Annotated in this window: 25 protein-coding genes; 17 read left to right on the forward strand and 8 right to left on the reverse strand. The window is 73.0% G+C overall.

Annotated elements, in window-relative coordinates; genetic code table 11:
* The first annotated feature begins 85 nt into the window (after positions 1–85).
* From AB0K03_RS04460 to AB0K03_RS04470, 3 genes are all read left to right on the forward strand, one after another.
* The gene (locus tag AB0K03_RS04460; protein WP_364680728.1) at positions 86–1,222 is read left to right on the forward strand and encodes an 8-amino-7-oxononanoate synthase; all 1,137 of its coding nucleotides are present in this window, start codon (positions 86–88) and stop codon (positions 1,220–1,222) included.
* 329 nt (positions 1,223–1,551) lie between these two features.
* A complete protein-coding gene (gene bioD / locus AB0K03_RS04465) occupies positions 1,552–2,259 on the forward strand; it encodes a dethiobiotin synthase (RefSeq protein ID WP_364680731.1) in 708 nt (235 codons plus the stop codon).
* A gap of 317 nt (positions 2,260–2,576) precedes the next feature.
* Complete coding sequence (locus AB0K03_RS04470; protein ID WP_364680337.1) at positions 2,577–3,854, forward strand: hemolysin family protein; 1,278 nt, start codon at positions 2,577–2,579, stop codon at positions 3,852–3,854.
* On the opposite strand, the gene AB0K03_RS04475 is transcribed toward AB0K03_RS04470, so the two are convergent.
* Entirely contained in the window at positions 3,851–6,145 is a 2,295-nt protein-coding gene (locus AB0K03_RS04475) for a glycosyl hydrolase family 65 protein (protein ID WP_364680339.1), read from the reverse strand. The genes AB0K03_RS04470 and AB0K03_RS04475 overlap by 4 nt on opposite strands.
* Entirely contained in the window at positions 6,138–7,046 is a 909-nt protein-coding gene (locus AB0K03_RS04480; protein ID WP_364680342.1) for a PfkB family carbohydrate kinase, read from the reverse strand. Before AB0K03_RS04480 ends, AB0K03_RS04475 begins: the two co-directional genes overlap by 8 nt.
* Before the next feature lie 150 nt (positions 7,047–7,196).
* On the opposite strand from AB0K03_RS04480, the gene AB0K03_RS04485 reads away from it, so the two are divergent.
* From AB0K03_RS04485 to AB0K03_RS04495, 3 genes are all read left to right on the forward strand, one after another.
* Positions 7,197–7,775, forward strand: a complete 579-nt coding sequence (locus tag AB0K03_RS04485) for a GAF domain-containing protein (protein ID WP_364680345.1) — start codon at positions 7,197–7,199, stop codon at positions 7,773–7,775.
* Between the two features lie 44 nt (positions 7,776–7,819).
* Positions 7,820–8,731: a YegS/Rv2252/BmrU family lipid kinase gene (locus AB0K03_RS04490; RefSeq protein ID WP_364680348.1), complete on the forward strand. Its 912-nt coding sequence runs from the start codon at positions 7,820–7,822 to the stop codon at positions 8,729–8,731.
* Between the two features lie 127 nt (positions 8,732–8,858).
* Entirely contained in the window at positions 8,859–9,077 is a 219-nt protein-coding gene (locus AB0K03_RS04495) for a hypothetical protein (protein WP_364680351.1), read from the forward strand.
* 73 nt (positions 9,078–9,150) lie between these two features.
* On the opposite strand, the gene AB0K03_RS04500 is transcribed toward AB0K03_RS04495, so the two are convergent.
* The gene (locus AB0K03_RS04500) at positions 9,151–9,954 is read right to left on the reverse strand and encodes a class I SAM-dependent methyltransferase (RefSeq protein WP_364680353.1); all 804 of its coding nucleotides are present in this window, start codon (positions 9,952–9,954) and stop codon (positions 9,151–9,153) included.
* Positions 9,954–11,045, reverse strand: coding sequence for an MBL fold metallo-hydrolase (locus AB0K03_RS04505; protein ID WP_364680734.1), 1,092 nt, complete (start codon positions 11,043–11,045; stop codon positions 9,954–9,956). Before AB0K03_RS04505 ends, AB0K03_RS04500 begins: the two co-directional genes overlap by 1 nt.
* Positions 11,046–11,196: 151 nt before the next feature.
* Here AB0K03_RS04505 and AB0K03_RS04510 point away from each other — a divergent pair, with 151 nt between their 5' ends.
* From AB0K03_RS04510 to AB0K03_RS04545, 8 genes are all read left to right on the forward strand, one after another.
* A complete protein-coding gene (locus AB0K03_RS04510) occupies positions 11,197–11,775 on the forward strand; it encodes a hypothetical protein (RefSeq protein WP_364680355.1) in 579 nt (192 codons plus the stop codon).
* A gap of 36 nt (positions 11,776–11,811) precedes the next feature.
* Complete coding sequence (dgt, locus tag AB0K03_RS04515) at positions 11,812–13,296, forward strand: dGTP triphosphohydrolase (RefSeq protein ID WP_364680357.1); 1,485 nt, start codon at positions 11,812–11,814, stop codon at positions 13,294–13,296.
* A 76-nt stretch (positions 13,297–13,372) separates the two neighbouring features.
* Positions 13,373–13,924: a hypothetical protein gene (locus AB0K03_RS04520; protein ID WP_364680360.1), complete on the forward strand. Its 552-nt coding sequence runs from the start codon at positions 13,373–13,375 to the stop codon at positions 13,922–13,924.
* Between the two features lie 9 nt (positions 13,925–13,933).
* Positions 13,934–14,680 (forward strand): HipA family kinase, encoded by a 747-nt coding sequence (locus AB0K03_RS04525; protein WP_364680362.1) that lies wholly within the window; start codon positions 13,934–13,936, stop codon positions 14,678–14,680.
* Complete coding sequence (locus tag AB0K03_RS04530; protein ID WP_364680365.1) at positions 14,677–15,054, forward strand: DUF3037 domain-containing protein; 378 nt, start codon at positions 14,677–14,679, stop codon at positions 15,052–15,054. Before AB0K03_RS04525 ends, AB0K03_RS04530 begins: the two co-directional genes overlap by 4 nt.
* Before the next feature lie 61 nt (positions 15,055–15,115).
* Entirely contained in the window at positions 15,116–15,439 is a 324-nt protein-coding gene (locus AB0K03_RS04535) for a PadR family transcriptional regulator (RefSeq protein ID WP_364680368.1), read from the forward strand.
* The gene (locus AB0K03_RS04540) at positions 15,436–16,251 is read left to right on the forward strand and encodes an ATP-binding cassette domain-containing protein (protein WP_364680370.1); all 816 of its coding nucleotides are present in this window, start codon (positions 15,436–15,438) and stop codon (positions 16,249–16,251) included. The genes AB0K03_RS04535 and AB0K03_RS04540 overlap by 4 nt, the downstream gene beginning before the upstream one ends.
* Positions 16,248–16,934: a hypothetical protein gene (locus AB0K03_RS04545; protein ID WP_364680373.1), complete on the forward strand. Its 687-nt coding sequence runs from the start codon at positions 16,248–16,250 to the stop codon at positions 16,932–16,934. Before AB0K03_RS04540 ends, AB0K03_RS04545 begins: the two co-directional genes overlap by 4 nt.
* On the opposite strand, the gene AB0K03_RS04550 is transcribed toward AB0K03_RS04545, so the two are convergent.
* Complete coding sequence (locus tag AB0K03_RS04550; protein WP_364680376.1) at positions 16,885–17,871, reverse strand: SDR family NAD(P)-dependent oxidoreductase; 987 nt, start codon at positions 17,869–17,871, stop codon at positions 16,885–16,887. The genes AB0K03_RS04545 and AB0K03_RS04550 overlap by 50 nt on opposite strands.
* Before the next feature lie 81 nt (positions 17,872–17,952).
* Between AB0K03_RS04550 and AB0K03_RS04555 the strand changes: the two genes are divergently transcribed.
* Complete coding sequence (locus AB0K03_RS04555) at positions 17,953–19,020, forward strand: ATP-dependent DNA ligase (RefSeq protein ID WP_364680379.1); 1,068 nt, start codon at positions 17,953–17,955, stop codon at positions 19,018–19,020.
* Between the two features lie 67 nt (positions 19,021–19,087).
* On the forward strand, positions 19,088–20,662 hold the full coding sequence (locus tag AB0K03_RS04560; RefSeq protein ID WP_364680382.1) for an alpha/beta hydrolase: 1,575 nt from the start codon (positions 19,088–19,090) through the stop codon (positions 20,660–20,662).
* On the opposite strand, the gene AB0K03_RS04565 is transcribed toward AB0K03_RS04560, so the two are convergent.
* Positions 20,613–21,071: a potassium channel family protein gene (locus tag AB0K03_RS04565; RefSeq protein WP_364680384.1), complete on the reverse strand. Its 459-nt coding sequence runs from the start codon at positions 21,069–21,071 to the stop codon at positions 20,613–20,615. The genes AB0K03_RS04560 and AB0K03_RS04565 overlap by 50 nt on opposite strands.
* Positions 21,072–21,136: 65 nt before the next feature.
* Here AB0K03_RS04565 and AB0K03_RS04570 point away from each other — a divergent pair, with 65 nt between their 5' ends.
* Positions 21,137–21,601: a GNAT family N-acetyltransferase gene (locus tag AB0K03_RS04570; protein WP_364680387.1), complete on the forward strand. Its 465-nt coding sequence runs from the start codon at positions 21,137–21,139 to the stop codon at positions 21,599–21,601.
* On the opposite strand, the gene ligD is transcribed toward AB0K03_RS04570, so the two are convergent.
* Together ligD and AB0K03_RS04580 are read right to left on the reverse strand one after the other, a co-directional pair.
* Positions 21,598–22,629, reverse strand: a complete 1,032-nt coding sequence (gene ligD, locus AB0K03_RS04575) for a non-homologous end-joining DNA ligase (protein ID WP_364680389.1) — start codon at positions 22,627–22,629, stop codon at positions 21,598–21,600. The two genes, AB0K03_RS04570 and ligD, sit on opposite strands and share 4 nt — an antisense overlap.
* 80 nt (positions 22,630–22,709) lie before the next feature.
* Positions 22,710–23,237 carry an LPXTG cell wall anchor domain-containing protein gene (locus AB0K03_RS04580; protein ID WP_364680392.1) on the reverse strand — a complete coding sequence of 176 codons (528 nt, stop codon included), beginning with the start codon at positions 23,235–23,237 and terminating at the stop codon, positions 22,710–22,712.
* Between the last annotated feature and the right edge of the window lie 67 nt (positions 23,238–23,304).

Here is a 23,304-nt window from a genome sequence, read left to right on the forward strand (position 1 = left end):
AAGGCCGTTCCGGCCCGCGGGGTTGTCGGTGGTGAGTGATAGTTTCCCCGGCGAACGACTCGGATCGGCGAAGAGCGAGGATGCGGTGACGGGCTGGCAGGAGGAGCTGGAACGGCAGGCCCGCACGCGGGCGAAGGCCGGGCTCACCCGGACGCTGCGCCCCCGCGCCGCCGGCGACGCCGTCGTCGACCTGGCCGGCAACGACTATCTCGGCCTGGCGGTCCATCCCGAGGTGGTGCGGGCCGCGGTCGAGGCCCTGCAGGCGTACGGGCTGGGCGCCACCGGTTCGCGCCTGGTCCGCGGCTCCACGACGGCGCACCAGGAGCTCGAGTCGGATCTCGCGGCGTGGCTCGGCTTCCCCCGCGCGCTGGTCTATTCGTCCGGCTTCCTCGCCAACCTCGGCGCGATCCGGGCGCTGGCCGGCCCGGGCACGCTGCTCGTCTCGGACCGCTACAACCACGCCTCGCTCATCGACGGCTGCAAGGCCTCGGGCGCCGAGGTCGTGGTCGCCCCGCACGCGGACCCGGCGGCCCTGGCGGAGATCCTCGCGGCCCACCCCGGCCGACCGGCCGTCTTCGTGACGGAGTCGGTCTTCTCGGTCGACGGCGACCTGGCTCCGCTCGCCGGCCTGCACGCGGTGACGTCCGCGCACGGCGCGCTGATGCTGGTCGACGACGCGCACGCCCTCGGCGTCCTCGGCCCCGAGGGCGCCGGCGGGGTCGCGGCGGCCGGGCTCGCCGGAGCACCCGACGTGGTGGTGACGGCGACGCTGTCGAAGTCGCTGGGCGGCGCGGGCGGCGTCATCGCCGGCCCGGAGGCACTCATCCGCCACCTGGTCGACACCGGCCGCACGTTCATCTACGACACCGCCCCGCCACCCGCCGTCGTGGCCGGGGTCCGTGCGGCGGTCCGGGTCGCCCGGTCGGCCGACGACCGCCGCCGGCTTCTCGCGGAGCGGGCCGCGACGACGGTACGCCGGCTGAGCGCGGCCGGCTTCGACGTCTCCACCCCCGCGGCGGGCGTGCTGTCCGTGCCGGCGCCCGGCCCCGAGGCAGCCCTGGCCTGGGCGACGGACTGCCGCGACCGCGACGTGGCCGTGGGCTGCTTCCGCCCACCGTCCACCCCGGACGGTTCCTCCCGCCTGCGCCTGACCCTGAACGCGGGCGTCAGCCAGGCCGACTTCGACCGCGCCCTGACCGTGATCGTGGAGTGCGCCCCGTGACGAGCGAGCAGCAGACCGCCCCGCCGCAGACCCCGGAGGAGAACCCGCCCCCGGTCTCCCCCGTGCCCATCTCCCCCGCACCGGGCCTCCCGGACGCGCCCATCTCCCCCGCACCGGTCCTTCCCGGCACGCCCGCTTCGCCCGCGCCGCTCCTGCCGGACTCGCCGGATCTCCCCGAGGCCCCCGTCTCGCCGGGGGTCGGCCCCGCGGACCCGGCCGACGCCGACCTGCCCCCGCTCACCGTCCCGGCACCCGCCCCGGCCGAGGCCGCCGCACCACCCGAGGCCCGGCCGGAGCCACGTCCCGCGCAGCACGGCGAGTGGCGCGGCATCGTGCTGATCACCGGCACGGACACCGGCGTGGGCAAGACCGTGGTCACCGCGGCCGTCGCCGCCGCCGCGCAGGCCGCCGGGTTGCGCGTGGCCGTCCTCAAGCCCGGGCAGACCGGCACGGCCGAGGGCGGCCCGACCGACATCGAGGTGGTCACCCGCCTCGCGTCCCCGCACACCACCCGCACGCTGGCCTCCTACCCGGAGCCGCTGGCCCCGCTCGCCGCGGCCCGGGTCGCCGGCCTGCCGCCGCTCGAGCTGTACGAGGTCGTCGACGCCGTACGCGCCGAGGCCGAGAAACACGACCTGGTCCTGGTGGAGGGGGCGGGCGGCCTGCTCGTGCCGATGGGGGTACGCCCGTCCGGCGAGGCGTGGACGGTCGCCGACCTGGCCACCGCGCTCGGCGCCCAGACGATCGTCGTGTCCCGCGCGGGCCTCGGCACGCTCAACCACACGGCGCTGACCCTGGAGGCCCTGGACCGCCGCGGCGTGCCCGCGAAGGTGGTGCTCGGCGCCTGGCCGGCCGAGCCGGAACTCGTCCACTGGGCCAACCTCACCGAGCTGGTCCCGCACCTGGTCGGCGCCCTCCCGGACGGCGCGGGCCAGATGGAGCCGGGCGTCTTCCAGCGCTCGGCGCCGGGCTGGCTGACCCCGGAGCTCTACGGCGTCCTGGACGACTGGCGCGTCTGGGCCGACGAAGCCGGCTGACCGCCACCCGCCCGCGACCCCACCACCGGCGCACGCGAACACGGCCACGCAAGGCCCGCCACCCCCGGCACGCGAACACGGCCACGCAAAGCCCGCCACCCCCGGCACGCGAACACGGCCACGCAAGGCCCGCCACCCCCGGCACGCGAGCCCGCCACCCGCCGGGCGGCATCCGTACGCCCGGCGGAGCGGCACGAGAAGGCGCCGGCTCGGCCCGTACCCTGATGAGCGGGTTTTGCCCCGCGCCCACGCGGCCGCCCTCCCCGGTCGTTAGCGTGTGGGGCTCGTGATCCATTCGCCGAGGGGCTGAGGCTGTCGTGGATGGCATAGGCGGGCAGATCGTGCTCGTGCTGGTGCTCGTACTGGTCAACGCGGCCTTCTCCGGCAGCGAGATGGCGCTGGTCTCGCTGCGGGACAGCCAGCTGCACAAGCTGGAGCGCACCTCCCGGTCCGGGCGGGTGCTGGGCCGGCTGACGCGCGACCCGAACCGGTTCCTCGCCACCATCCAGATCGGGATCACGCTGGCCGGCTTCCTGGCGTCCGCGGCGGCTGCCGTGTCGCTGTCGGAGCCGCTGGTGGAGCCGCTGGGGTTTCTGGGCGCGGCCGCGCGGCCGACCGCGATCGTGCTGGTCACCGTCGTGCTGACCTTCGTCACGCTGGTGATCGGTGAGCTGGCGCCGAAGCGGATCGCGATGCAGCGTACGGAGGGCTGGGCGCTGCTGGTGGCCCGGCCGCTGGACCTGCTCTCGACGATCTCGCGGCCGGCGGTGTGGCTGCTCAGCGCCGCCACCGACCTGGTCGTCCGGCTGGCCGGCGGGGATCCGCGGGCGCAGCGGGAGGAGGTGAGCACCGAGGAGATCCGCGACATGGTGGCCGCGCAGCGGGACTTCTCCGTCGAGCAGCGGACGATCATCTCGGGCGCCTTCGAGATCGCGGACCGGAACCTGCGGGAGATCCTCGTCCCGCGCCGGGACGTGTTGTCGCTGCCCACCGGGCTGCCCGCGAGGGAGGCCCTGGCCCAGCTGATCAAGGGTGGCCATTCGCGGGCGCCGGTGGTGGGTCCGGCGGGGCTGGACGACGTCATCGGGGTCGTGCATCTGCGGGAGCTGGTCGGCGCCGACGGCCCGGTCGACGCGGTGGCGCGGCAGGGGCTGTTCCTGCCGGAGACGCTGCGGGTGTCCGACGCGCTGCGGCAGATGCGGCTGGAGCGGGAGCAGCTGGCGATGGTCGTGGACGAGCGCGGCGCGATCGACGGGATCGTCACCATGGAGGACCTGGTCGAGGAGATCGTCGGGGAGATCTACGACGAGACGGACCGGGACGTGCAGGCGGTCGTCACCGAGCCCGACGGCGCGCTGCTGATGCCCGGGTCGTTCCCGATCCACGACCTGCCGGACATCGGCTTCGCCGGCGAGGCGCCGGACGAGGGTGACTACACGACCATCGCCGGCATGGTCCTCGCCTCGCTGGGCCACATCCCGACCGCGCCCGGCGAGATCGTCACGCTGCCGCAGTTCACGGCCGAGGTCGTCGAGGTGACCGGCCGCGCGATCACCCGGGTGAGGCTGCGCGCCCTCCCCCGCGAAGACGACTAGGACGGGTCCAGCGCGTCGCGCCTGCGGACCGGTGGCCGCGGTGACGGCGGAGCGGGACGGTTCTCGACCGGCTCCAGCGCGATCGTCGTCGCCTCTCCGTCCGCCAGGGTCACCGGGGACTCGTAGTGGCGGAACGTCACCTCGTCCCCCGTGTTCTCGTACGTCACCGAGGCCGGGGTGACAGTGACGCGGAGGCGGCTGCCCCGCCAGCGCAGGCAGAACCGCATGCGGGGCAGATGCGACGGCAGCCGGGGTGCGAACGACGCCCGCCCGCCGTGGTCCCGGAAGCCGCCGAAGCCTTGGACCAGCGCGATCCATGCCCCCGCGCAGGCGGCGATGTGCAGCCCGTCGCCGCTGGATTCGCCGCCGGCGCGCAGGTCGAGCAGGGCCGCCTCGGCGAGGTAGTCGTGGGCGAGGTCGAGGTGGCCGGTCTCCGCGGCGAGGACCGCCTGGACCGGCGCGGACAGCGAGGAGTCGCGGACCGTACGGGCCTCGTAGTAGGCGAAGTTGCGCCGCTTCTGCTCCGGTGTGAACGCGTCCGCGTGCAGCATCATGGCCAGCACCAGGTCGGCCTGCTTGACCACCTGGCGGCGGTACAGGTCGAGGTACGGGTAGTGCAGCATCAGCGGGTAGTCGTCGTCCTTCGTCTCGTCGAAGTCCCACTCCTCCAGCCGCGTGAAGCCGGCGTGCTGCTCGTGCACCTGACGCTGGTCGGCGTACGGGACGAAGAGCCGCTCGGCCGCCTCCCGCCACGCGCTCACCTCGTCGGCGGTGCCGGCGGAGCAGGACGCCGCGCCGAGCAGGTTCTGCCGGGCCATGAGGTTGGTGAAGACGTTGTCGTCGACCAGGGCCGTGTACTCGTCGGGCCCGGTCACCCCCGAGATGTGGACCACGCCGTCGTCGTCGGCGTGGGTGATGCGGCTCCACAGGCGCGCCGTCTCGGCGAGGATCTCCAGCCCGGCCTCGCGCAGGAACTCCTCGTCGCCGGTGGCCGCGACGTAGCGCAGCACCGCCGCCGCGATGTCCGCGTTGACGTGCAGCGCCGCCGTCCCGGCCGGCCAGTAGCCGGAGCACTCGGTGCCGCCGATCGTGCGCCACGGGTACGCCGCCCCGGCCAGCCGCAGCTCCCGCGCCCGGTCGCGGGCCGCGCCGAGCGTCCGGTGCCGCCAGCGCAGCGCCATCCCGACGCACGCCGGATGCGTGTACGTGAGCACGGGCAGCACGAACGTCTCGGTGTCCCAGAGCACGTGGCCGTCGTACCCGTTGCCGGTCAGCCCTTTGGCCGCGATGGGGTGGGGGCCGGCCTGGGCGCCGGCCTGCAGCACGTGGAAAAGGCCGAACCGGACGCCCTGCTGCACTTCGGGGTCGCCGTCGAGTTCGACGTCCGCGCTCTCCCAGAACTCGTCGAGGTACTCCCGCTGCCGGTGCAGCAGGGTGTCGAAGCCCAGCTCGACGGCCTCGTCGCGGTCGGCGAGCGCCTTGGTGACGGGGTCGGCCTCGTGCCACGCGTACGCGAGGAATTTCTCCAACCGCAGCGGCTCGCCGGGCCGCAGCGTCGTGCTGACGACGGCCCGGATGCGGTCCGGTTCGCTGGACGTGGTGACCGGGGCCCCGGTGTGCGCGACCGCGGACGCCACCTCGATGCCGCTGCGCGCGGTGCGGTGCAGCAGCACGTCCCGCGAGTGCGAGACCGGTCGCAGCGGCGCCTCCAGGGTGGCCGAGGCGCGCGGGTCGTCGCGCTGGTCGGGCTGTTCCTCGTTGGCGAGCAGGTCGGAGTCGATCCGGATGCGCACCGGGCGGTCCAGCGCCTCCACCTCGTACCGGATCGCCGCGATCGCCGGGTGCGGGAACGACACCAGCCGGGTGCTGCGGATCCGCACGGCGGCGCCGGCGCCCGACACCCATTCGACGTCCCGCTGCAGGGTGCCCGCGCGCAGGTCCAGGCAGCGTTCGTGCCGGCGCAGTGTGCCGGTACGCACGTCGAACGGCTCATCGTCCACGGTGAGCGCGATGAGCTTGCCGTTCGGCGCGTCCACAATGGTCTGCGTCGTCTCCGGGAAGCCGTACCCGGCCTCGGGGTAGACGAGGTCGCGTTCCTCGAACAGCGAGTTGAGATACGTGCCCGGCATGCCGTCGGGCGTGCCCTCGTCGAGGTTGCCGCGCAGGCCGATGTGCCCGTTGGCGAGGGCGAAGACGGATTCGGACTGGCGCAGCTGTGCGGTGGTGAGCGTCTCGTCGGTCAGGCCGGTCTCCCGGACGGCCCACGGCTCGGCGGGCCCGATCTCACCCACCGGCGATCTCCTTCACGCGCTTCTCCAGTTCCCCGGTGCTCAGGTCCGGCCGTCCGCCCGGGTGCCCGACGGTCGCGCCGGACGCCGCCACCGCCCACCGCGCGGCCGTCGCCGGGTCGTCGCCGCGCAGCAGCGACGCCGTCAGCGCGGCCGTGAACGCGTCACCTCCGCCGGTCGTGTCCACGACCTTCTCGTCGGTCAGCGGCAGGCGCACGTCCCCGTCCCGCCAGACGAACAGGTTGCCGTCCTCGACCCCGAGCGCCAGCAGGCGCGGTCCTTTCTCCAGCAGCGCCCGCGCACGCTCGACGGTCGCTTTCCCGCCGAGCAGCAACTCGGTCTCCTGCTCGTCGGCCCGGACCACGTCGGCCGCCGCGAGCAGGTCGTCCGCCCGCTCCTGCGGAGCGCCGTCCAGCACGACCAGCCGGCCCGCGTCGTGGCCGATCCGGGCGGCGGCCAGCGCGGCCGTCGCGGGCTGCTGCAACTGCACGAGTACGGCGTCAGCACCGGCGATGACCGTACGCGCCGCCTCGACGTCACGATCGGTGAGCAGCACGGCCTCGGGCAGATGCTGCACGTACCGCCACCGGCCTTCGGCGTCGAGCACCTCGACGATCAGCCCGGTGAGCGCGCCGCGGCGGCGGACGACCGCGGTGACGTCGATGCCGTCGCGCCGCGCCTGGTCGAGCAGCACGTCGCCGATGACGTCCTCGCCGGCCACGGCCACGAGCCGGGGCCGTACGCCCAGCTGCGCGAGCGAGACGGCCTGGTTGGCGCCCTTCCCGCCCAGCTGTTCCCGGCGGTCGAGCGCATCGGCGGCGCTTCCCGCGCCGGGGACGGCGTCGACGGACAGGACGAGGTCACGGGCGAGTTGCCCGACTACGGCCGCTACCGGTGGGTTCACGCTGATCTACTACCCCGACAGTTTGTGCGACATTCTTCCGCCGGGGCGCCCGTGCCTGGCAATTACCTGGACGTGGGCATTGCGGCACCCCCCGCAACTTTCACTACGCTCACAGTCACCACGGACGATCACTGTGTGAGGGGCCTCATCGTGACGAACAGCAGCCCGATCTCGGGCGGAGCCTACGAATACCTGGACACCGTAGGGCAGCAGGAGCAGCAGCGGCTCGAGGCCGTCCGCCGCTACCGGCTCGTCGACCAGCCGGTGGAGGACGCGTACGACCGCATCGCTTTCGTGGCCGGCGCCATCTTCGACACCCCCATCGCCACGGTGTCGCTGGTGGAGCAGGACCGCGTCTGGCTCGCCGCCTGCCAGGGCCTGACCGGGGTCCGCGAGGTCGGCAAGGAGCCGGGCCTGTGCGCCTCGGTCATCGCCCAGGACGACGTGTACGTCATCAACAACGCGGCCGTGGACCCCCGTACGCTCGAGCACCCGCTGGTGCGCGGCGAGCTGGGCCTGCGCTTCTACGCGGCGGCACCCATCCGTACGCACGACGGCTACCGCCTCGGCACGGTCAACGTGATCGACAACCGGCCCCGCGAGGCGACGCCCCGCCAGCTCAAGGCGCTGGAGCACCTCGCCTCGATGGTCTCCGACGAGCTGGAGCTTCGCCTGATGGTGATCCGCAGCGCCGCAGCGGAACAGCGCATGCGCGAGACCGTCCACTGAGCGGGGACGCTTGAAAAATCCGGGGTTCGGGTAACGGCGGTCGCATGCGTACTCCCCGGAAGGTCGCCGTGGTGGCCCACCAGCGCAAGACGCTCGGCGGCGGGCTCGACGAGCTGCGGCGGCTCGTCACCGACGAAGGCGTCGATGATCTGCTCTGGTACGAGGTGCCGAAGAGCAAGAAGGCCCCCAAGCAGGTGCGCAAGGCCGTCAAGGAGAAGCCCGACCTGCTGATCGTCTGGGGCGGTGACGGCATGGTGCAGCGGACGCTCGACGCGCTGGCCGGCGCGAAGGGCGGGTCGCGGATCCCGGTGGGCATCATCCCCGCCGGTACGGCCAACCTGCTCGCCACGAACCTCGGCATCCCCGGTGACGTGGCCGGCGCCGTGCAGACCGCCTTCCACGGCCGGCGGCACCGGCTGGATCTCGGGGTGCTCAACGGCGAGCACTTCGCGGTCATGGCCGGCATCGGCTTCGACGGCGCGATGATCCATGACGCGGACGGCGAGCTGAAGGACCGCATGGGCAAGATGGCGTACGTCTGGACCGGCCTGCGCCACCTCGACGACGCCGCCCCCAAAGCGAAGATCAAGGTGGACGGCACCGACTGGTTCTCCGACGAGGCGACCTGCGTGCTGGTCGGCAACGTCAGCATGATCACCGGCGGCATCACCGCGTTCGACGACGCGAAGCCGGACGACGGCTGGCTGGACGTGGGCGTGGCCACCGCGCGTGGCGCGACGCAGTGGGCCCGGACGATGGGCCGGATGGCGGTCGGCCGGTCCGAGGAGTCGCCGTTCGTGCACATGACCCGCGCGCGCCGTATCGACGTCAAGCTGCAGGAGCCACTGACGTACGAGCTGGACGGCGGCTCCCGGGACAAGGTCAAGAAGATCCGCGTCGAGGTGGCACCGGCCGCTGTCAAGGTCTGCGTACCGCGGCAACGATCGGATAGCTGACACTGCCGTCCGTACCCGGGAATCGGTTTTATGCGGTTTTAACGCTCTCAATCCCCTGGAATCGGTCGGATTACCGCCCCACACTGGGTCGCGACCGGCACCGCCACGCAACCTCCAGGGGGGTCGCATGACAGCGAGCGTCGCCACCATGATCACCGCCGCCACCGTGCTCGTGATCGGCTACCGGGCCGGACGGGCCCACGCGGCCTGGCGGGACCTGCGCGCAGCGAAGCGCGACGTCCCGGCCAAGCGCAAGATCGCCTGGGGCCACCTGCGGCCTCTCCTGCTGGGCGCGGCGTTCCTGCTCGCCACTCTCATCGCCGCGGCCTACAACGCCGCGCCATGAGCTGTCCGTTCGCGCCGCCGGCCCGGCGTCACCCCACCTGCTCCTGCCGCCAGGACCGGCGCGAATCACATCGCTACGGCCGCCAGATGACCAGCTCCGTCTCGCGTCGCCGTTCGGCGAACAGGCCGTCCGGCGACACCTGCGCCAGCAGCGACCGCAGATCCGCCTCGAACTCGCCGACCCGATCCCCGAAGAGGTGCGGCGTCGCGTACGACAGCGAGAACACCGCCGACACGATCTCGTCCGCCGAGCGCGTGACCGTCTCGCCCCCGCCCACGAGGATCCGGACCGGCCCGTCGTAGCCGGCCGCCCGCATGACGTCCTCCTCGCCGCCGCGGGTGCCGCCGGGCAGGGTCCCCCGGCCGGCGCGCCGCACCGGGCCGAGGTACGAGGCCACCAGCGCGTCGACCCGGTCCCAGGGCGGCCGGGGCCAGGTGAGCGGCTCCGGTCCGTCCACGCCGCGGTGGGTCGTGGCGCCCACGTGCACCCAGGCCCCACCCGGCACGATCATCGGACGGACCGCGCGGGCCACGGCGGGCTGGTCCATCCAGTGGAAGGACTGGGCGAAGCTCACCACCCGGAACTCGCCCAGCCCGGCGGGCAGTTCCTCGGCGCGCAGGCAGTGCCACGACAGGGCCGGGGCCCGGCGGCGGGCCTCCTCGATCATGCCGGCGTCCGCGTCGACGCCGACCGCCTCGGCGAACAGCGGGGCGAGCAGCACGGTGAGCGACCCGGGGCCGCATCCCACGTCGAGCAGCCGTCCGGTGCCGTCCAAACCCAAAGCCTCCCGGAGGACATCGGTGAGCGCGGGCGGATAGGGCATACGCCCCACGGGATAGTGCGGGGCGGCGCCGGTGAAGAGGGTGTCGTCGGGCACTACAGCTGCTGCCACCAGCCGTCGACCGCCGGCGGGTTGTCGACGTCGACCCGCTCCCCCGGCCGCGGGACGGCCAGCTTGACGTCACGGGCCTTGGCCTCGCGCCAGGCGCGGTCGGCCGGCTCGGCCCAGTCGTGCAGCGCCAGGTTGAAGGTGGCCCAGTGCACCGGGATCATCAGGCCGCCGCACACGTCCACGTGGGTGGCGACGCCGTCCTCCGGCACCATGTGGATGTCCGGCCACTCGTCGCCGTACGCCCCGATCTGCACCAGGGTCACGTCGAACGGGCCGTGCTCGGCGCCGATCTCCGCGAAGCCCGGGAAGTAGCCGGTGTCGCCGGAGTAGAACGCCTTGCGGGTCGGCCCGGCGATCACCCAGGAGGCCCAGAGCGTCTCGTCGCGGGAGAAGCCGCGGCCGGAGAAGTGCCGGGCCGCCGTGGCGACGAACTCGATGCCGGCGACCGTGGCGCGCTCGTTCCAGTCGAGCTCGATGATGCGGGTGGCCGGCACGCCCCAGCGCTCCAGGTGCGCGCCGATGCCGAGCGGCACGAGGAACGGCGCCGCCTGCAGGTCCACGAGGTTGCGGATGGACTCCATGTCGAGGTGGTCGTAGTGGTCGTGCGAGATGACCACGGCGTCGATCGGCGGCAGCGAACGCAGCGGGACCGGCGGCTCGTGCAGGCGCTTCGGGCCCTGCAGGCGCGAGGGCGAGCAGCGGTCGCTCCACACCGGGTCGAGCAGCACCCGGCGTCCCTCGATCTCGACGAGCGCCGAGGAGTGGCCGTACCAGGTGACGTAGAGCCCGTCGCCGCCGGTCTCGGGCGTGACCACCGGGATCGGCGAGGCGGGGTAGCGGCGTTCGCGGCCGGTGAGGCTGGCGGCGAGGAGGCGGGGCATCGCGGCCATGGCGAGCTGGGTCCCCGGGACGGTGTTGCGGAACTTGCCGTCGCTGAACTGCGGGGAACGCCGGTAGCGTTCGCCGCGCTCGCCCTCGGCCCGTTCACCGATCTTGCGGGAGCCGATCTGCAGCGGGATGTCCCGGCCGGCCCACACCGCCGCCGCGCCGAGCGCGAGGGCGATCCATCCCCCCATGCGACCCCGACGGCCGTCTGCCTGATTCGCCATGCGCCGTTCCTCCGTGTCAAGTCCGTCCCCGAGTGCCAAGTCTGACCGCCGGTGGCTTCCCCGCGCCACCGAGGTGCTGTGGATCTCCTCAGCGGGCGATGTGTGTCACACTGCCGCCGTGACTGTGGAAACCCTTCAGAACCAGCAGCAATTCATCGTGCGTCAGCGCGTGCGTTTGATGGTCAACCAATACGAGATCCACGCCGTCGCCCCCGACGGCTCGGAGGCCGGGGTGCTCGCGTTCGCGCAGCAGAAGCGGATGGCCTTCAAGGAGCAGGTGACCCTGTACTCCGACGACACCAAGACGACCCCGGTGCTCGGCTTCAAGGCCCGCCAGGTGATCGACCTCGGCGCGACGTACGACGTCACGGACGCCGCCGGCACCCCGATCGGGCTGTTCCGCAAGAACTTCAAGGAGTCGCTGCTGCGCTCGACGTGGCACCTCGAGCAGCCCGGGTACGGCGAGATGATCGGCCGCGAGTCGAACCTCACCGTGGCGATCCTGCGCCGCTTCGTGGACTCGCTGTCCTGGCTGCCGTACCACTTCGAGTTCCTCCTGGGCGAGCGCCCGGCGTTCTCCGTGGTCAAGAAGTGGGGCCTGCGCGACAAGTACGTCGTGACGATCCACGACCCGCAGCTGGACCGCCGGCTCATCGCGGCGATGGCCGTGGCCCTCGACGCGCTGCAGGCGCGCTGAGCCGGGCACGGACACCGATGTAATAGCGTCGGGCGCATGGATGATCCCCGCGCCCGGCGCCTCTTCGGCGACGGTCTCGTCGCCCCCGGCGATCTCGCCGCCAGCCCGTTCCGCGTGGACCGGGACCGGATCGTCAGCTCGCCGTTCTTCGCCCGCCTGGGCGGGGTCACCCAGGTGATCAGCCCGGGCGGCGCGGGGCTGCTGGTGCACAACCGGCTCACCCACAGCCTCAAGGTCGCGTCGGTCGGCCGCGCGATCGCCGAGCGTCTGCTCTCCCGGTACGCCGACACCCTCGACAAGCTCGGCGGCTGCGACCCGGACGTGGTGGAGGCGGCCGCGCTGGCCCACGACCTGGGGCATCCGCCGTTCGGGCATCTCGGCGAGCGGGTGCTCGACCACGTGGCCCGGCAGCGGCTGCGGCTGCGCGACGGCTTCGAGGGCAACGCGCAGTCGTACCGGATCGTCACGAGCACGGAGATCCGCGGCCAGGCGACGATCGGGCTCAACCTGACGGCCGCCACCCGCGCCGCGATCCTCAAGTACCCGTGGACCCGGCGTACGCATCCCGCCCCGCACCCGCGGCACATGGATCCGCCGCCGCGGGGCGCCTCGGCGCCGGCGGACGACCCGGACGGGGGTTCGCTGAAGTTCGGCGCGTACTCCACCGAGGTCGAGGACATGGCGCAGGCACGGCTGCCGTTCGACGGCCGGGTCGCGCCGTGGCAGCAGACCCCCGAGGCCTCGGTGATGGACACCGCCGACGACATCGCGTACGCGATCCACGACCTGGAGGACGTGCACCGCGTCGGCGTGCTGCAGCAGGGTTCGGTGGCCGCGGAGCTGATGGCCTGGCAGCGGATGTCGTTCGCCGACGTGCCGGACGACGAGCTGTTGCCGCGCCGCCCGGGTACGTCCATCGAGGCGCTGCGCCGCCAGCTGCACCGCAAGGACGGCTGGGTGGCCGACGACGAGGCGTTCGCGGCGGCGGTGGAACGGGTCCGCGCGGAGCTGGTCGACGGGCTGCTCAGCGTGCCGTTCGACGGCTCGCTGGAGGCCGAGGCGCAGGTCGCCGCGTTCTCGGCGGCGTGGACGAAGCGGCTGGTGGACGCGATCGAGGTGACCGTGTCGCCGGCGGTGCGCTCGGGGCACGTGCAGCTCGCGCCGGCGCAGTGGCACGAGGTGCAGGTCCTCAAGTTCGTGCAGAACAGGTTCGTGCTGGCGCGACCCGACCTGGCGCTGCACCAGCGCGGCCAGGCCCGGCTGCTGGAGCAGCTGGTCGACGCGCTGGTCGCGTGGCTGTCGGACCGGGACGAGGCGGAACGCCTGCCGCGCCGGCTGCGGGACCTGGTGGAGCTGGCCGAGCTCGAGCTGCCGGACAGTACGCCGGACCGGCTGGCACGGGCCCGGGGCCGCGCGGTGATCGACTTCGTGGCCGCGCTGACCGACAGCCAGGCGGTGGCGTTCATGGACGCGCTGACCGGGCGGTCGCGTCAGCTGTGGACCGATGCCTTTGTCCTCTGAGAGCTGAACGCGGGACCATGGCGAAGCCGGTGCAACGGTGTAAGCATGTAATCAAAGCTTGCACTGGGAGGTAGTCATGCGCTTCCGTCCACCCGCCGGCACCCGTACCGAGCCGCCACCGGCCGACGACGCCGCCGCCTGGATCACCGGCGCCAGCCCCGACGGCTGGTTCACCGAGCCCCCGGAGGTCGTCGTCGACCGCGACGAGATCCTCATCTGGGGCCGGGTCCCCACCCCCGAGCTGTCCGCCGAGGCGAGCGACGCCGACCGCGCCGCCGCGCAGGCCGGGCGGATCCACCAGTTCCGCGAGGACACCCGCGACGACCGGATCAAGGTCGCCCGTCAGGTCGAGCACCGCTACCAGCGCAAGGTCAGCTGGGGCGTGCGCTGCGGCGACACCTCGGAGCTGTTCACCCACCTCTCCGCGCCGGTGATGACCCGGCTGCGCCAGCCCGAACGGCAGGTGCTCGACACGCTCGTCGACGCCGGCGTGGCCCGCAGCCGCTCCGAGGCGCTGGCGTGGTGCGTACGCCTCGTCGGCGAGCACACCGAGGACTGGCTGGGCGAGCTGCGGGAGGCGATGACCCGGGTGGCGGACCTGCGCCGGCAGGGTCCGACCACCGTCTAGGGTGGGGCGGTGCTGCCCGAGGTCACCGCCATCCGATACGTCACGCCCCTGCGCGAGGGCGGATCGCTGCCCGGCATCGTCGAGGCCGGCAACCTCGGCACGTACGTGGTCAAGTTCCGCGGCGCCGGCCAGGGCCCCAAGGCGCTGGTCGCCGAGGTCGTCTCCGGTGAGCTGGCCCGGCGGCTGGGCCTGCCCGTCCCCGAGCTGGTCGTCGTCGAGCTCGATCCGGTCGTGGCCCGGGCCGAGCCCGACGAGGAGGTGCAGGAGCTGATCAAGGCCAGCGCCGGCGCCAACCTCGGCATGGACTACCTGCCGGGCGCGCTCGGGTACGACCCGGTCGCGTACCCGGTCGACGCCGAGCTGGCCTCCCGGGTGCTCGTCTTCGACGCGTTCGTGGAGAACGTCGACCGCAGCTGGCGCAATCCCAACCTGCTGATGTGGCACGGCGACCTGTGGCTCATCGACCACGGCGCCACGCTGTACTTCCACCACAACTGGCCGCGTGCCGCGACGGTGGTGCGCAGACCGTACAAGTGGGACGACCACGTGCTGAAGCCGTACGCGACCGCGCTCCCGGAGGCCGCCGCGACGGTGCTGCCCCAGCTCACCGGCGACGTGCTCGACGAGGTGCTGGCGTTGGTGCCCGGCGACTGGCTCGCCGAGTTCGACTTCGACACCGCCGAGGCGGCGCGGGCGGCGTACCGCGACCACCTGCTCGCCCGCGCGGCCGACCCGGCGGCTTGGATGCCCTCATGAGCGTCCCGTACGAGTACGCGATCATCCGAGCCGTTCCCCGGGTCGAGCGCGGCGAGCTGATCAACGTCGGCGTGGTCCTCTACTGCCAGCGGCGCGACTTCCTCTGCGCCCGTACGCACCTGCACGAGCAACGACTGCTGGCGCTGGACCCGAACGCCGACCTGGACGACATCCGGGCCGCGCTGCAGTCCTGGGAGATCGTCTGCGCGGGCGGGGCCGACGGCGGGGCGGCCCGCGAGATGAAGCAGGGCGAGCGCTTCCGCTGGATGGTCGCGCCGCGCAGCACGATCCTGCAGGCCGGCCCGGTCCACATGGGCCTCACCGAGGACCCGTCCGCCGAGCTGGACCGCCTCGTCGAACTCCTGGTCCGCTAGCCACCGATCCACCGGGTCCGCGGGACCGCGCGTGACTAGGTAGTGGTGCTACCTTGTCCGCGTGGATCGGCGGACTCAGTGGTTGCGCGGCGTGCTCGACCTCTGCGTGCTCGGCGCTCTCGCACGCGGCGAGTCCTACGGCTACGAGATCGCGCAGCGGCTGGAGGCCGGCGGCCTCGGGTCGATCGCCGGCGGCACGCTCTATCCCGCCCTGCTACGCCTGGAACGGCTCGGCCTGGTCGTCGCCGACTGGCGGGCCGGCGACGGCGGTCCCGCGCGCAAGTACTACCGGCTCAGCCCCGACGGCACGACGGCGCTCAGCTCCGCCGCCGCCGACTGGGCCGTGTTCGTGGACAACGTCACCGCAATGATGGAGGTCCCGTGACCGTCGATGACTGGCTCGCCGCGTTCGCCGCCGAGCTGTGCCGCCGCCGGGTCGACCCGGCCGCCCTCGTGGCCGAGGCGGCCACCCACCTTCGCGACAGCGGGCGGCCCCCGCTGCAGGTCTTCGGCCCGCCGACCGCGTACGCCGTCAGCCTGGTGGACAGCCTGCGCGGCGCGACCTCGGAGCTGCGCCGGCCACCGTCCGGCGAGCCGCGGCTGGCGGCGGTCAAGATCGTCAAACGGTACGGCCGCAGCACCGTCCTGGACGGCGTCGACCTGACCGTCCACGCCGGCGAGGTCGTCGCGATCATCGGCGCCAACGGCTCGGGCAAGAGCACCCTGCTGCGCATCTGCGCCGGCCTGCTCGCACCCGACGAAGGTCAGGTCCGGATCCGCGGCACGCTCGGCTACTGCCCGCAGGACGGCGGCACCGCCGACTACCTCACCCCCGACGAGCATTTCGTCCTCATCGGCGCGGGGCGCGGCAAGTCCCGGGGCGCCGCCACGGCGCAGGGCCGAGCCGCCGCGGCCACACTCGACTGGCCCCGCTCCGCCGCGGCCGGCACGGCCCGGCACCTCTCCGGTGGCACCCGGCAGAAGCTCAACCTCGTGCTCGCCGGGCTCGGGGATCCGGACGTGCTGCTGCTCGACGAGCCGTACCAGGGCTTCGACAACGGCAGCTATCTCGACTTCTGGCAGCAGGTGTGGCGCTGGCGCGACGCCGGTAAGGCCGTGGTCGTGGTGACCCACCGGCTCGGCGAGCTCGACCGCGCCGACGCCGTGCTCGACCTGACCCCGAGGAGCGCGCGATGAGCCGGACGCTGACCGTGGCCGAGATGGCCCTGCGTGAGATCTCCCGCCGCCGCGGCGTGCTGATCCTGCTGGCGCTGCTGCCGCTGGCGTTCTACTACAGCCGGCGCGGGGAGGCGTACTGGCAGTCGGTGCGGTTCGTGTCGCTGGGCATCGGGTGGACGCTGAGCACGGCGGCGCTCTTCGCCGGCAGCGCTGCGCGCGCGGTGGAGCCCCGGCTGCGGTTGTCCGGGTACGCCACCCACCAGCTCTACCTCGGCCGGCTCGCGGCGCTGTGGGCGGTCGGTCTGGCCCTGATCGTGCCGTACTTTCTGCTGATCCTCGTCGACCTGGACGAGGTCCGGCACGGCCCGGTGGCGCTGATCCTGCTGCTGACCGTGGCGGTGGCCGCGCCCTTCGGGCTGGCGCTGAGCGCGCTGCTCCCGCGTGAGCTGGAGGGCATGCTCGTCCTGCTCACGGTCGTCGCCATGCAGATGATGCTGGACCCCGACAAGACGGTGGCGCACGCGCTGCCGTTCTGGTTCTCCCGCGAGATCGGCACGTACGCGGTCGAGCCCGGCGCCGGCCCCGATCACGTCGTCCGCGGCCTGGTGCACGCGCTGATCACGCTGGCGCTGTTCCTCGTGCTGGTCGCGGTCACTTCCGCCGTACGCCTGCGCCGCCGCCCGCACGTCTCCATGGCGTAGGCGCACCCCGGCGCAGAGCCAGCGCGGCCACACCGGTGAGCGCCACCGCCCCGGCCGCCGCGGCGCCCACCGCGGCCCGGCCGAACCGGGCCGGCCCGCCCTCGACGCGCGGCCGGCTGGCGAACACGTTGCCGGTGCCCGGCGGGGTCCGGCGCTGCGACAGCCCCAGCCGGCCCATCAGCGGCCCGACCAGCAGGTCGTAGACCGGCGGCAGCGCGACGAAGCCGAACTCGATGAACCGGTTGGTCGCGCCGACCGACAGCTCCCGCCTCGGCCGGTCGGCGAGCCGGACGATCGCCGCGCCCATCCGCTCGGCGGTGTCCACCGGCGGCGGCGGACGGCCCACGAAACCGGCGTAGTTCGCCGCGCTGGTGTAGATCGGGGTGTCCACGCTGCCGGGAACCAGCTGACACACGTGGATGTCCGGGGCGTCGCGTGTCTCCTGCCGCAGCGTCCGCGACAGCGCTCGCAGGCCCCACTTCGCGGTCGAATAGGCGCTCATGTTCGGCGCGGTGATGTGCCCGACCAGCGAACTACAGGTGATCAGCGTGCCACGCTCCTGCGACCGGAACACCCGCAGCGCGGCCCGGGCCACGTTGGCGGGCCCGAGCAGGTCCGCGGTGACCACCCGGTCGAACACGTGCGGCGGCACGTCCTCGAAGCGGCCGTACGCCATCACCGCCGCGGTGTCGGCCCACACGTCGATGCGGCCGAAGCGGTCCAGCGCCGCCCGGGCGAGCGCGTCGACCTCCTCGCGTACGGTCACATCGGTCGGCACGACCAGCGGGTCACCGCCGCACTGAGCGGCCACCTTCTCCAGGTCGGCGAGGCCCCGGGCGGCGAGCACGACCTTGTCCCCGCGCTCGGCGAAGGCGAGCGCGGCGGCCCGTCCGATCCCGCTCGACGCACCCGTCAGCACCACGACCCGAGATCCCATGGCGCTCTGATACCCGGCGCCGTGGCCGCCGAACGGCCTCGTCGGGCTTTCTTTTCGCCTCGGAGCAGGGACACTGACGGCATGGACCTGCCGATCAACCCGCCCGTCAAGCCGATGCTCGCCAAGCCGGTCGCCGACATCCCGCCGGGGCAGCTCTACGAGCCCAAGTGGGACGGCTTCCGCTCGATCATCTTCCGCGACGGCGCCGAGGTCGAGATCGGCAGCCGCAACGAGAAGCCGATGACGCGCTACTTCCCCGAGGTGGTCGAGGCGGTCCTGGCGAACTTCCCGGAGCGCTCGGTGATCGACGGCGAGATCATCGTCGCCGACACCGGGCGCAACACGCTCGACTTCGAGGCGCTGCAGCAGCGCATCCACCCCGCGGCGAGCCGGGTCAAGCTGCTGTCGGAGCAGACCCCGGCCGGCTTCGTCGCGTTCGACCTGCTGGCCCTCGGCGACGAGGACCTCACCACGCGGCCGTTCGCCGAGCGCCGGGCCCGCCTCGTCGAGTGCCTGGCGGACGCGAAGCCGCCGGTCTACGTCACCCCGGCCACGGACGACCTGGAGACCGCGCGGCGCTGGTTCGCCGAGTTCGAGGGCGCCGGGCTCGACGGGCTCATCGCCAAGGGCAAGGACCTGGGGTACGAGCCCGACAAGCGGGTCATGACCAAGATCAAGCACAAGCGTACGGCGGACTGCGTGGTGGCCGGCTACCGGCTGCACAAGTCCGGCGACAACCGCATCGGCTCGCTCCTGCTCGGCCTCTACGACGAGCGGGACGTGCTGGTCTCGGTCGGGGTGATCGGCTCGTTCCCGATGAGCGTGCGCGAGGAGCTCTTCACCGAGCTGCAGCACCTGGTCACCACGTTCGAGGGGCACCCGTGGAACTGGGCGGCGCACGAGGCCGGCGAGCGTACGCCGCGCAAGAACGAGGTGAGCCGCTGGAACGCCGGCAAGGACCTGTCGTTCGTGCCGCTGCGCCCGGAACGCGTGGTGGAGGTCCGCTACGACTACATGGAGGGCCAGCGGTTCCGGCACACCGCCCAGTTCGAACGGTGGCGTCCCGACCGGGAGCCGCACTCGTGCACGTACGACCAGCTGGAACGGCCCGTGCGCTTCAACCTCGCCGACGTGCTGACGAGCCGCTGACCCACGGGCACAGGCGCAACGCGTAGCCTCGTGCGCGGAACAATCGCACGACGAAAGGCCGCGCACCGTGCCGCGTACCTCCCGTCCGGTCCTCGCCGCCCTGGTCGCCGCGGTCGTGGCGACCGCCGGCTGCACCCTGCCGGTCTTCGCCCCCGGGGACTCCGACGGCGCCGCACCCAGGCCCTCCGCCGGCAGCAAGGCGCCGCCCGCCGTGCCCGGCACGCAGGCGCAGTGGACCCCGTGTCCCGAGGTGCCGCGGGAGCTGGTCGGGCGGGGCGCGCAGAACATGGCGTACGACTGCGCGTCGGTCGCCGTGCCCCGCGACTGGAACGCCCCGCAGAGCGGCGGCACCTACGACGTGGCGATGATCCGCATCCGCTCCAACGCGCAGGGCGACCGGATCGGCTCGCTGCTCATCAACCCCGGCGGCCCGGGTGGCTCCGGCATCGACACCGCCGTCTACCTGTCGTTCGGCCAGGCGCTCGGCGGGCTGCCCACCGAGGTGACGAACCGGTTCGACATCGTCGGCTTCGACCCGCGCGGCGTCGGCCGGTCCAGCCCGGTCAAATGCATCAGCGACAAGGACCAGGACGCGACGTTCGCCGCGTCGCCCGACCCGAGGACCGACGCCGAGTTCCAGGAGATCGTCGCGCTCAACAAGCGGGTCGCGCAGGCCTGCGGCCAGAAGTACGGCGACCAGCTCGGCGATTTCAGCACCGAGCAGGCGGCCCGCGACATGGACGCCATCCGCTCGGCGGTCGGCGACGCGAAGACCACCTACCTCGGCTTCTCGTACGGGACGCTGCTCGGCGCCACGTACGCCCAGCTGTTCCCCGGCAAGGTCCGCGCGCTGGTGCTCGACGGCGCGATCAACCCGGAGCAGGACTTCGTCGCCGGGTCGGAGTCGCAGGCCAAGGGCTTCGAACGCGCCTTCACGAACTTCACCTCGTGGTGCCGGGCCACCCCGGACAAGTGCCCGATCGCGCCGGACGCCCGCAAGGCGGTGACCGACGCGCTCGCCAAGGCGGAGGTCTCCCCGGTGCAGGGCGACGACGGCCGGGAGGCCACCGCCGGCTGGATCTTCGTCGCGGTGATCTCCTCGCTCTACACCGAGTCGGGCTGGCAGCAGCTCGCCAAGGCCGTCGACGACCTGCAGGGCGGTGACGCGGGCGGCATCTTCGACCTCGCCGACCAGTACGCCGACCGCAAACCCGACGGCAGCTACTCCAACCTCTTCGACGCCAACCTCGCGGTGAACTGCGCGGACACCGACGACGCGCCGTCGGTCGAGCGCATCCGCCAGCTGCAGGGCGAGTGGCGCGCGAAGTACCCGCTGTTCGGCGCCTCGCTGGCGCTGGGCATGATGCCGTGCACGTTCTGGCCGGGCAAGCGGGACCCGTACCCTGCCGGGCCGGCCGCCGGCGCCCCGCCGATCGTGGTCGTGGGCACGACCGGGGACCCGGCCACGCCGTACGAGAACACCGCGCAGCTGGCCGGCATGCTGGGCACCGGGCACGTCCTGACCTGGGAGGGCGAGGGCCACACGGCGTACCCGAGCACGCCCTGCATCGTGACCGCCGTGGACCGCTATCTCATCGATCTGACGGTGCCGCGAGAGGGTCAGCGCTGTCCGGCGCGGTGATCCCCTCCCGCTCGGCGAGCTCCTCCAGGAGCCGGCGGACCACCCGCAGGTTGTTCTTCAACTCCTCCTGCTCCTCGTGCCGGAACGCGTCGGTGTCCACGATCAGCTTGCTGGCGAAGTGCGCCGTGATCAGCGGCACGACGATCAGCACCATGATCGAGATCAGCAGCGCCGCCATCACCCGGGCTTCGGTCGTCTTCGGCGAGATGTCGCCGTAGCCGACGGTGGACGCGGTGACCACACCCCACCAGAGTGCGTCGCCGATGCTCACGTCGTGCTCGAAGTGCCGGTACAGCGCGGCGCAGATCAGGATGAGCAGCAGGTACGAAAGGATCAGCGTGCGGGGCGAGTTCGCCAGCCAGACCAGTCCCCGGTAGATCTGCCGGAACGGCAGGAGCAGCAACCGCATGGCGTCATCGTGCCCCGGCAGGGCCACCGGGCGGCTCAGCCCGACGGGCGTGTCAGGATGGCCACGTGGCCCAGACGATCTTCCGTACCGCCCGCCGCGCGGAGGTCCCCGCGATCCTCGAGCTGCTCGCCGACGACGAGATCTCTCGCTCCCGGGAGTCGGCGCCCACGCCGGAGTCGGTGGACGCGGCCTACTGGGCCGCTTTCGAGGCGATCGACGCGGACCCGCGCAACGAGCTGATCGTCGCCGACGCCGACGGCGAGATCGTCGGCACCTGCCAGCTCACGTTCATCCCGTCGCTGAGCCGCCGCGGCGCCGAGCGGATGACGATCGAGGCCGTCCGCATCCGCGGCGATCAGCGCGGTCGCGGCCTCGGCCGGCAGATGATGCTCTGGTCCCTGGACCGCGCCCGCGAGCGCGGTTGCCGCCTGGCCCAGCTCACCACCGACAAACGCCGCACGGACGCGCACCGCTTCTACGCCTCGCTGGGCTTCGAGGCGACCCACGAAGGCTTCAAGCTCGCCCTCTAGCGCTTCTCCTTCAGGTCGCGGTCCTTGGACGGCTGCACCCGTTTGGGCTCCCCGGGCATCTTCGGATGGTCCGGCGGATAGGGCAGGTCGCCGGCGCCGGCCTTCTCGTCGCGCTCGGACCACTCCAGCAGCGGCGTGATGTCGTGGGCGACGTCGTCGATCGTCGCGTGCGGGTCGCCGAGCTCAGCGATCCGCTTCGGCACTGTGCGCAGGTCGAAGTCGTCCGGCTCGACCTCGCTCAGCTCCGCCCAGGTCACCGGCGTCGACACGGTGGCCCGGGCGTTGGCGCGCAGCGAGTACGCGCAGGCGATCATGCGGTCCCGCGCCATCTGGTTGTAGTCGATGAAGACCCGGTCGCCGCGCTCCTCCTTCCACCAGGAGGTGGTGATCCGCTGCGGGCTGCGCCGCTCGACCTCCCGCGCGAGGGCGATCGCAGCACGGCGGACCTGCACGAACGACCACTTCGGCTCGATGCGGACGTACACGTGCACGCCGCGCCCGCCGGAGGTCTTCGGGTAGCCGGTCCAGCCGAGGTCGCCGAGCACCTCGCGGACCACCCCGGCCGCGGCCACCACGTCGCCGAAGTCCAGGCCGGGCTGCGGGTCGAGGTCGATGCGCAGCTCGTCGGGGTTGTCCGGGGCGCCGCGACGCACCGGCCAGGGGTGGAACACGATCGTGCCCATCTGCGCGGCCCACGCCACGTGCGCCAGGTCGGCGGGGCAGAGCTCGTCGGCCGTACGCCCGCTGGGGAACGTGATCGTCGCCGACTGCACCCAGGGCGGGACACCACGGGTCGCGATGCGCTTCTGGAAGAACATCTCCCCCTCGATGCCGTCGGGGAAGCGCTGCAGCGTGGTGGGCCGCTCCCGCAGGGCCCGCATGATCCCGTCGCCCACGGCGAGGTAGTAGTCGAACACGTCGCGCTTGGTGTAGCCCTTGCGCGGGAAGCACACCTTGTCGGGGCTGGTCAGCCGTACGGAATGACCGGCGACCTCGACCTCTTCGGCGGGCGACTGGGAAGCTGCCATGACCCCGACCTTAGGCCCCGGGTACGACAGCGGCCGTCTCCTCGATCGAGGAGACGGCCGTGTCGAGCCGGGAGGCGGGCTCAGGCGTTGCGACGCCGGCGGCTGTAGAGGACCGCGGCCGCGCCACCGGCGACGAGCAGGGCGCCGACGCCCATGGTCAGGCCCATCGGCGCGCCGGTGACCGGCAGGGTGCCTCCGGCGCTGACGCCGCCACCGGTGCTGCGGCTCGGGCTCGGCGACACCGCGGGCGACGTGGCCGGCAGCTCGCCGCCCGGCGGAACGGTGTTGACGACGCCGGTCGGCGTGGTGCTGACGCCCGGGGCCGGCGTGGTGGTGGTCCGCGAGGGGGTGGGCGAGGTGGTGGGCTTCTCGCTGCCGTATCCGTCGTTGCCGCGGGTGGGGCCGCCGGCGGTGTCGCCGTTGCCGTACCCGCAGTCCTCGTCGCGCTCCCCCGTCGCGCAGGGCGTCGTCATCACGGCGGGCTGCTGCGCGCGAGCCGCGACCTCGTCAGCCGTCGCGGCGGCGGGCCCTGCGGTGAGGGCCAGGGCGGCGACGGCGGTGACGCCGGCCGCGGGCAGTACGGCGGCCAGTCGGCGCGTCAACTTCATGAAGGGAATCCGTTCTGTTGCTGTGGGTCCGTCTTGGTCCGCTGGGAGTTTAGCGCCTTCTGCCCGA

Source organism: Actinoplanes sp. NPDC049316 (assembly GCF_040677315.1).
GTDB lineage: Bacteria > Actinomycetota > Actinomycetes > Mycobacteriales > Micromonosporaceae > Actinoplanes.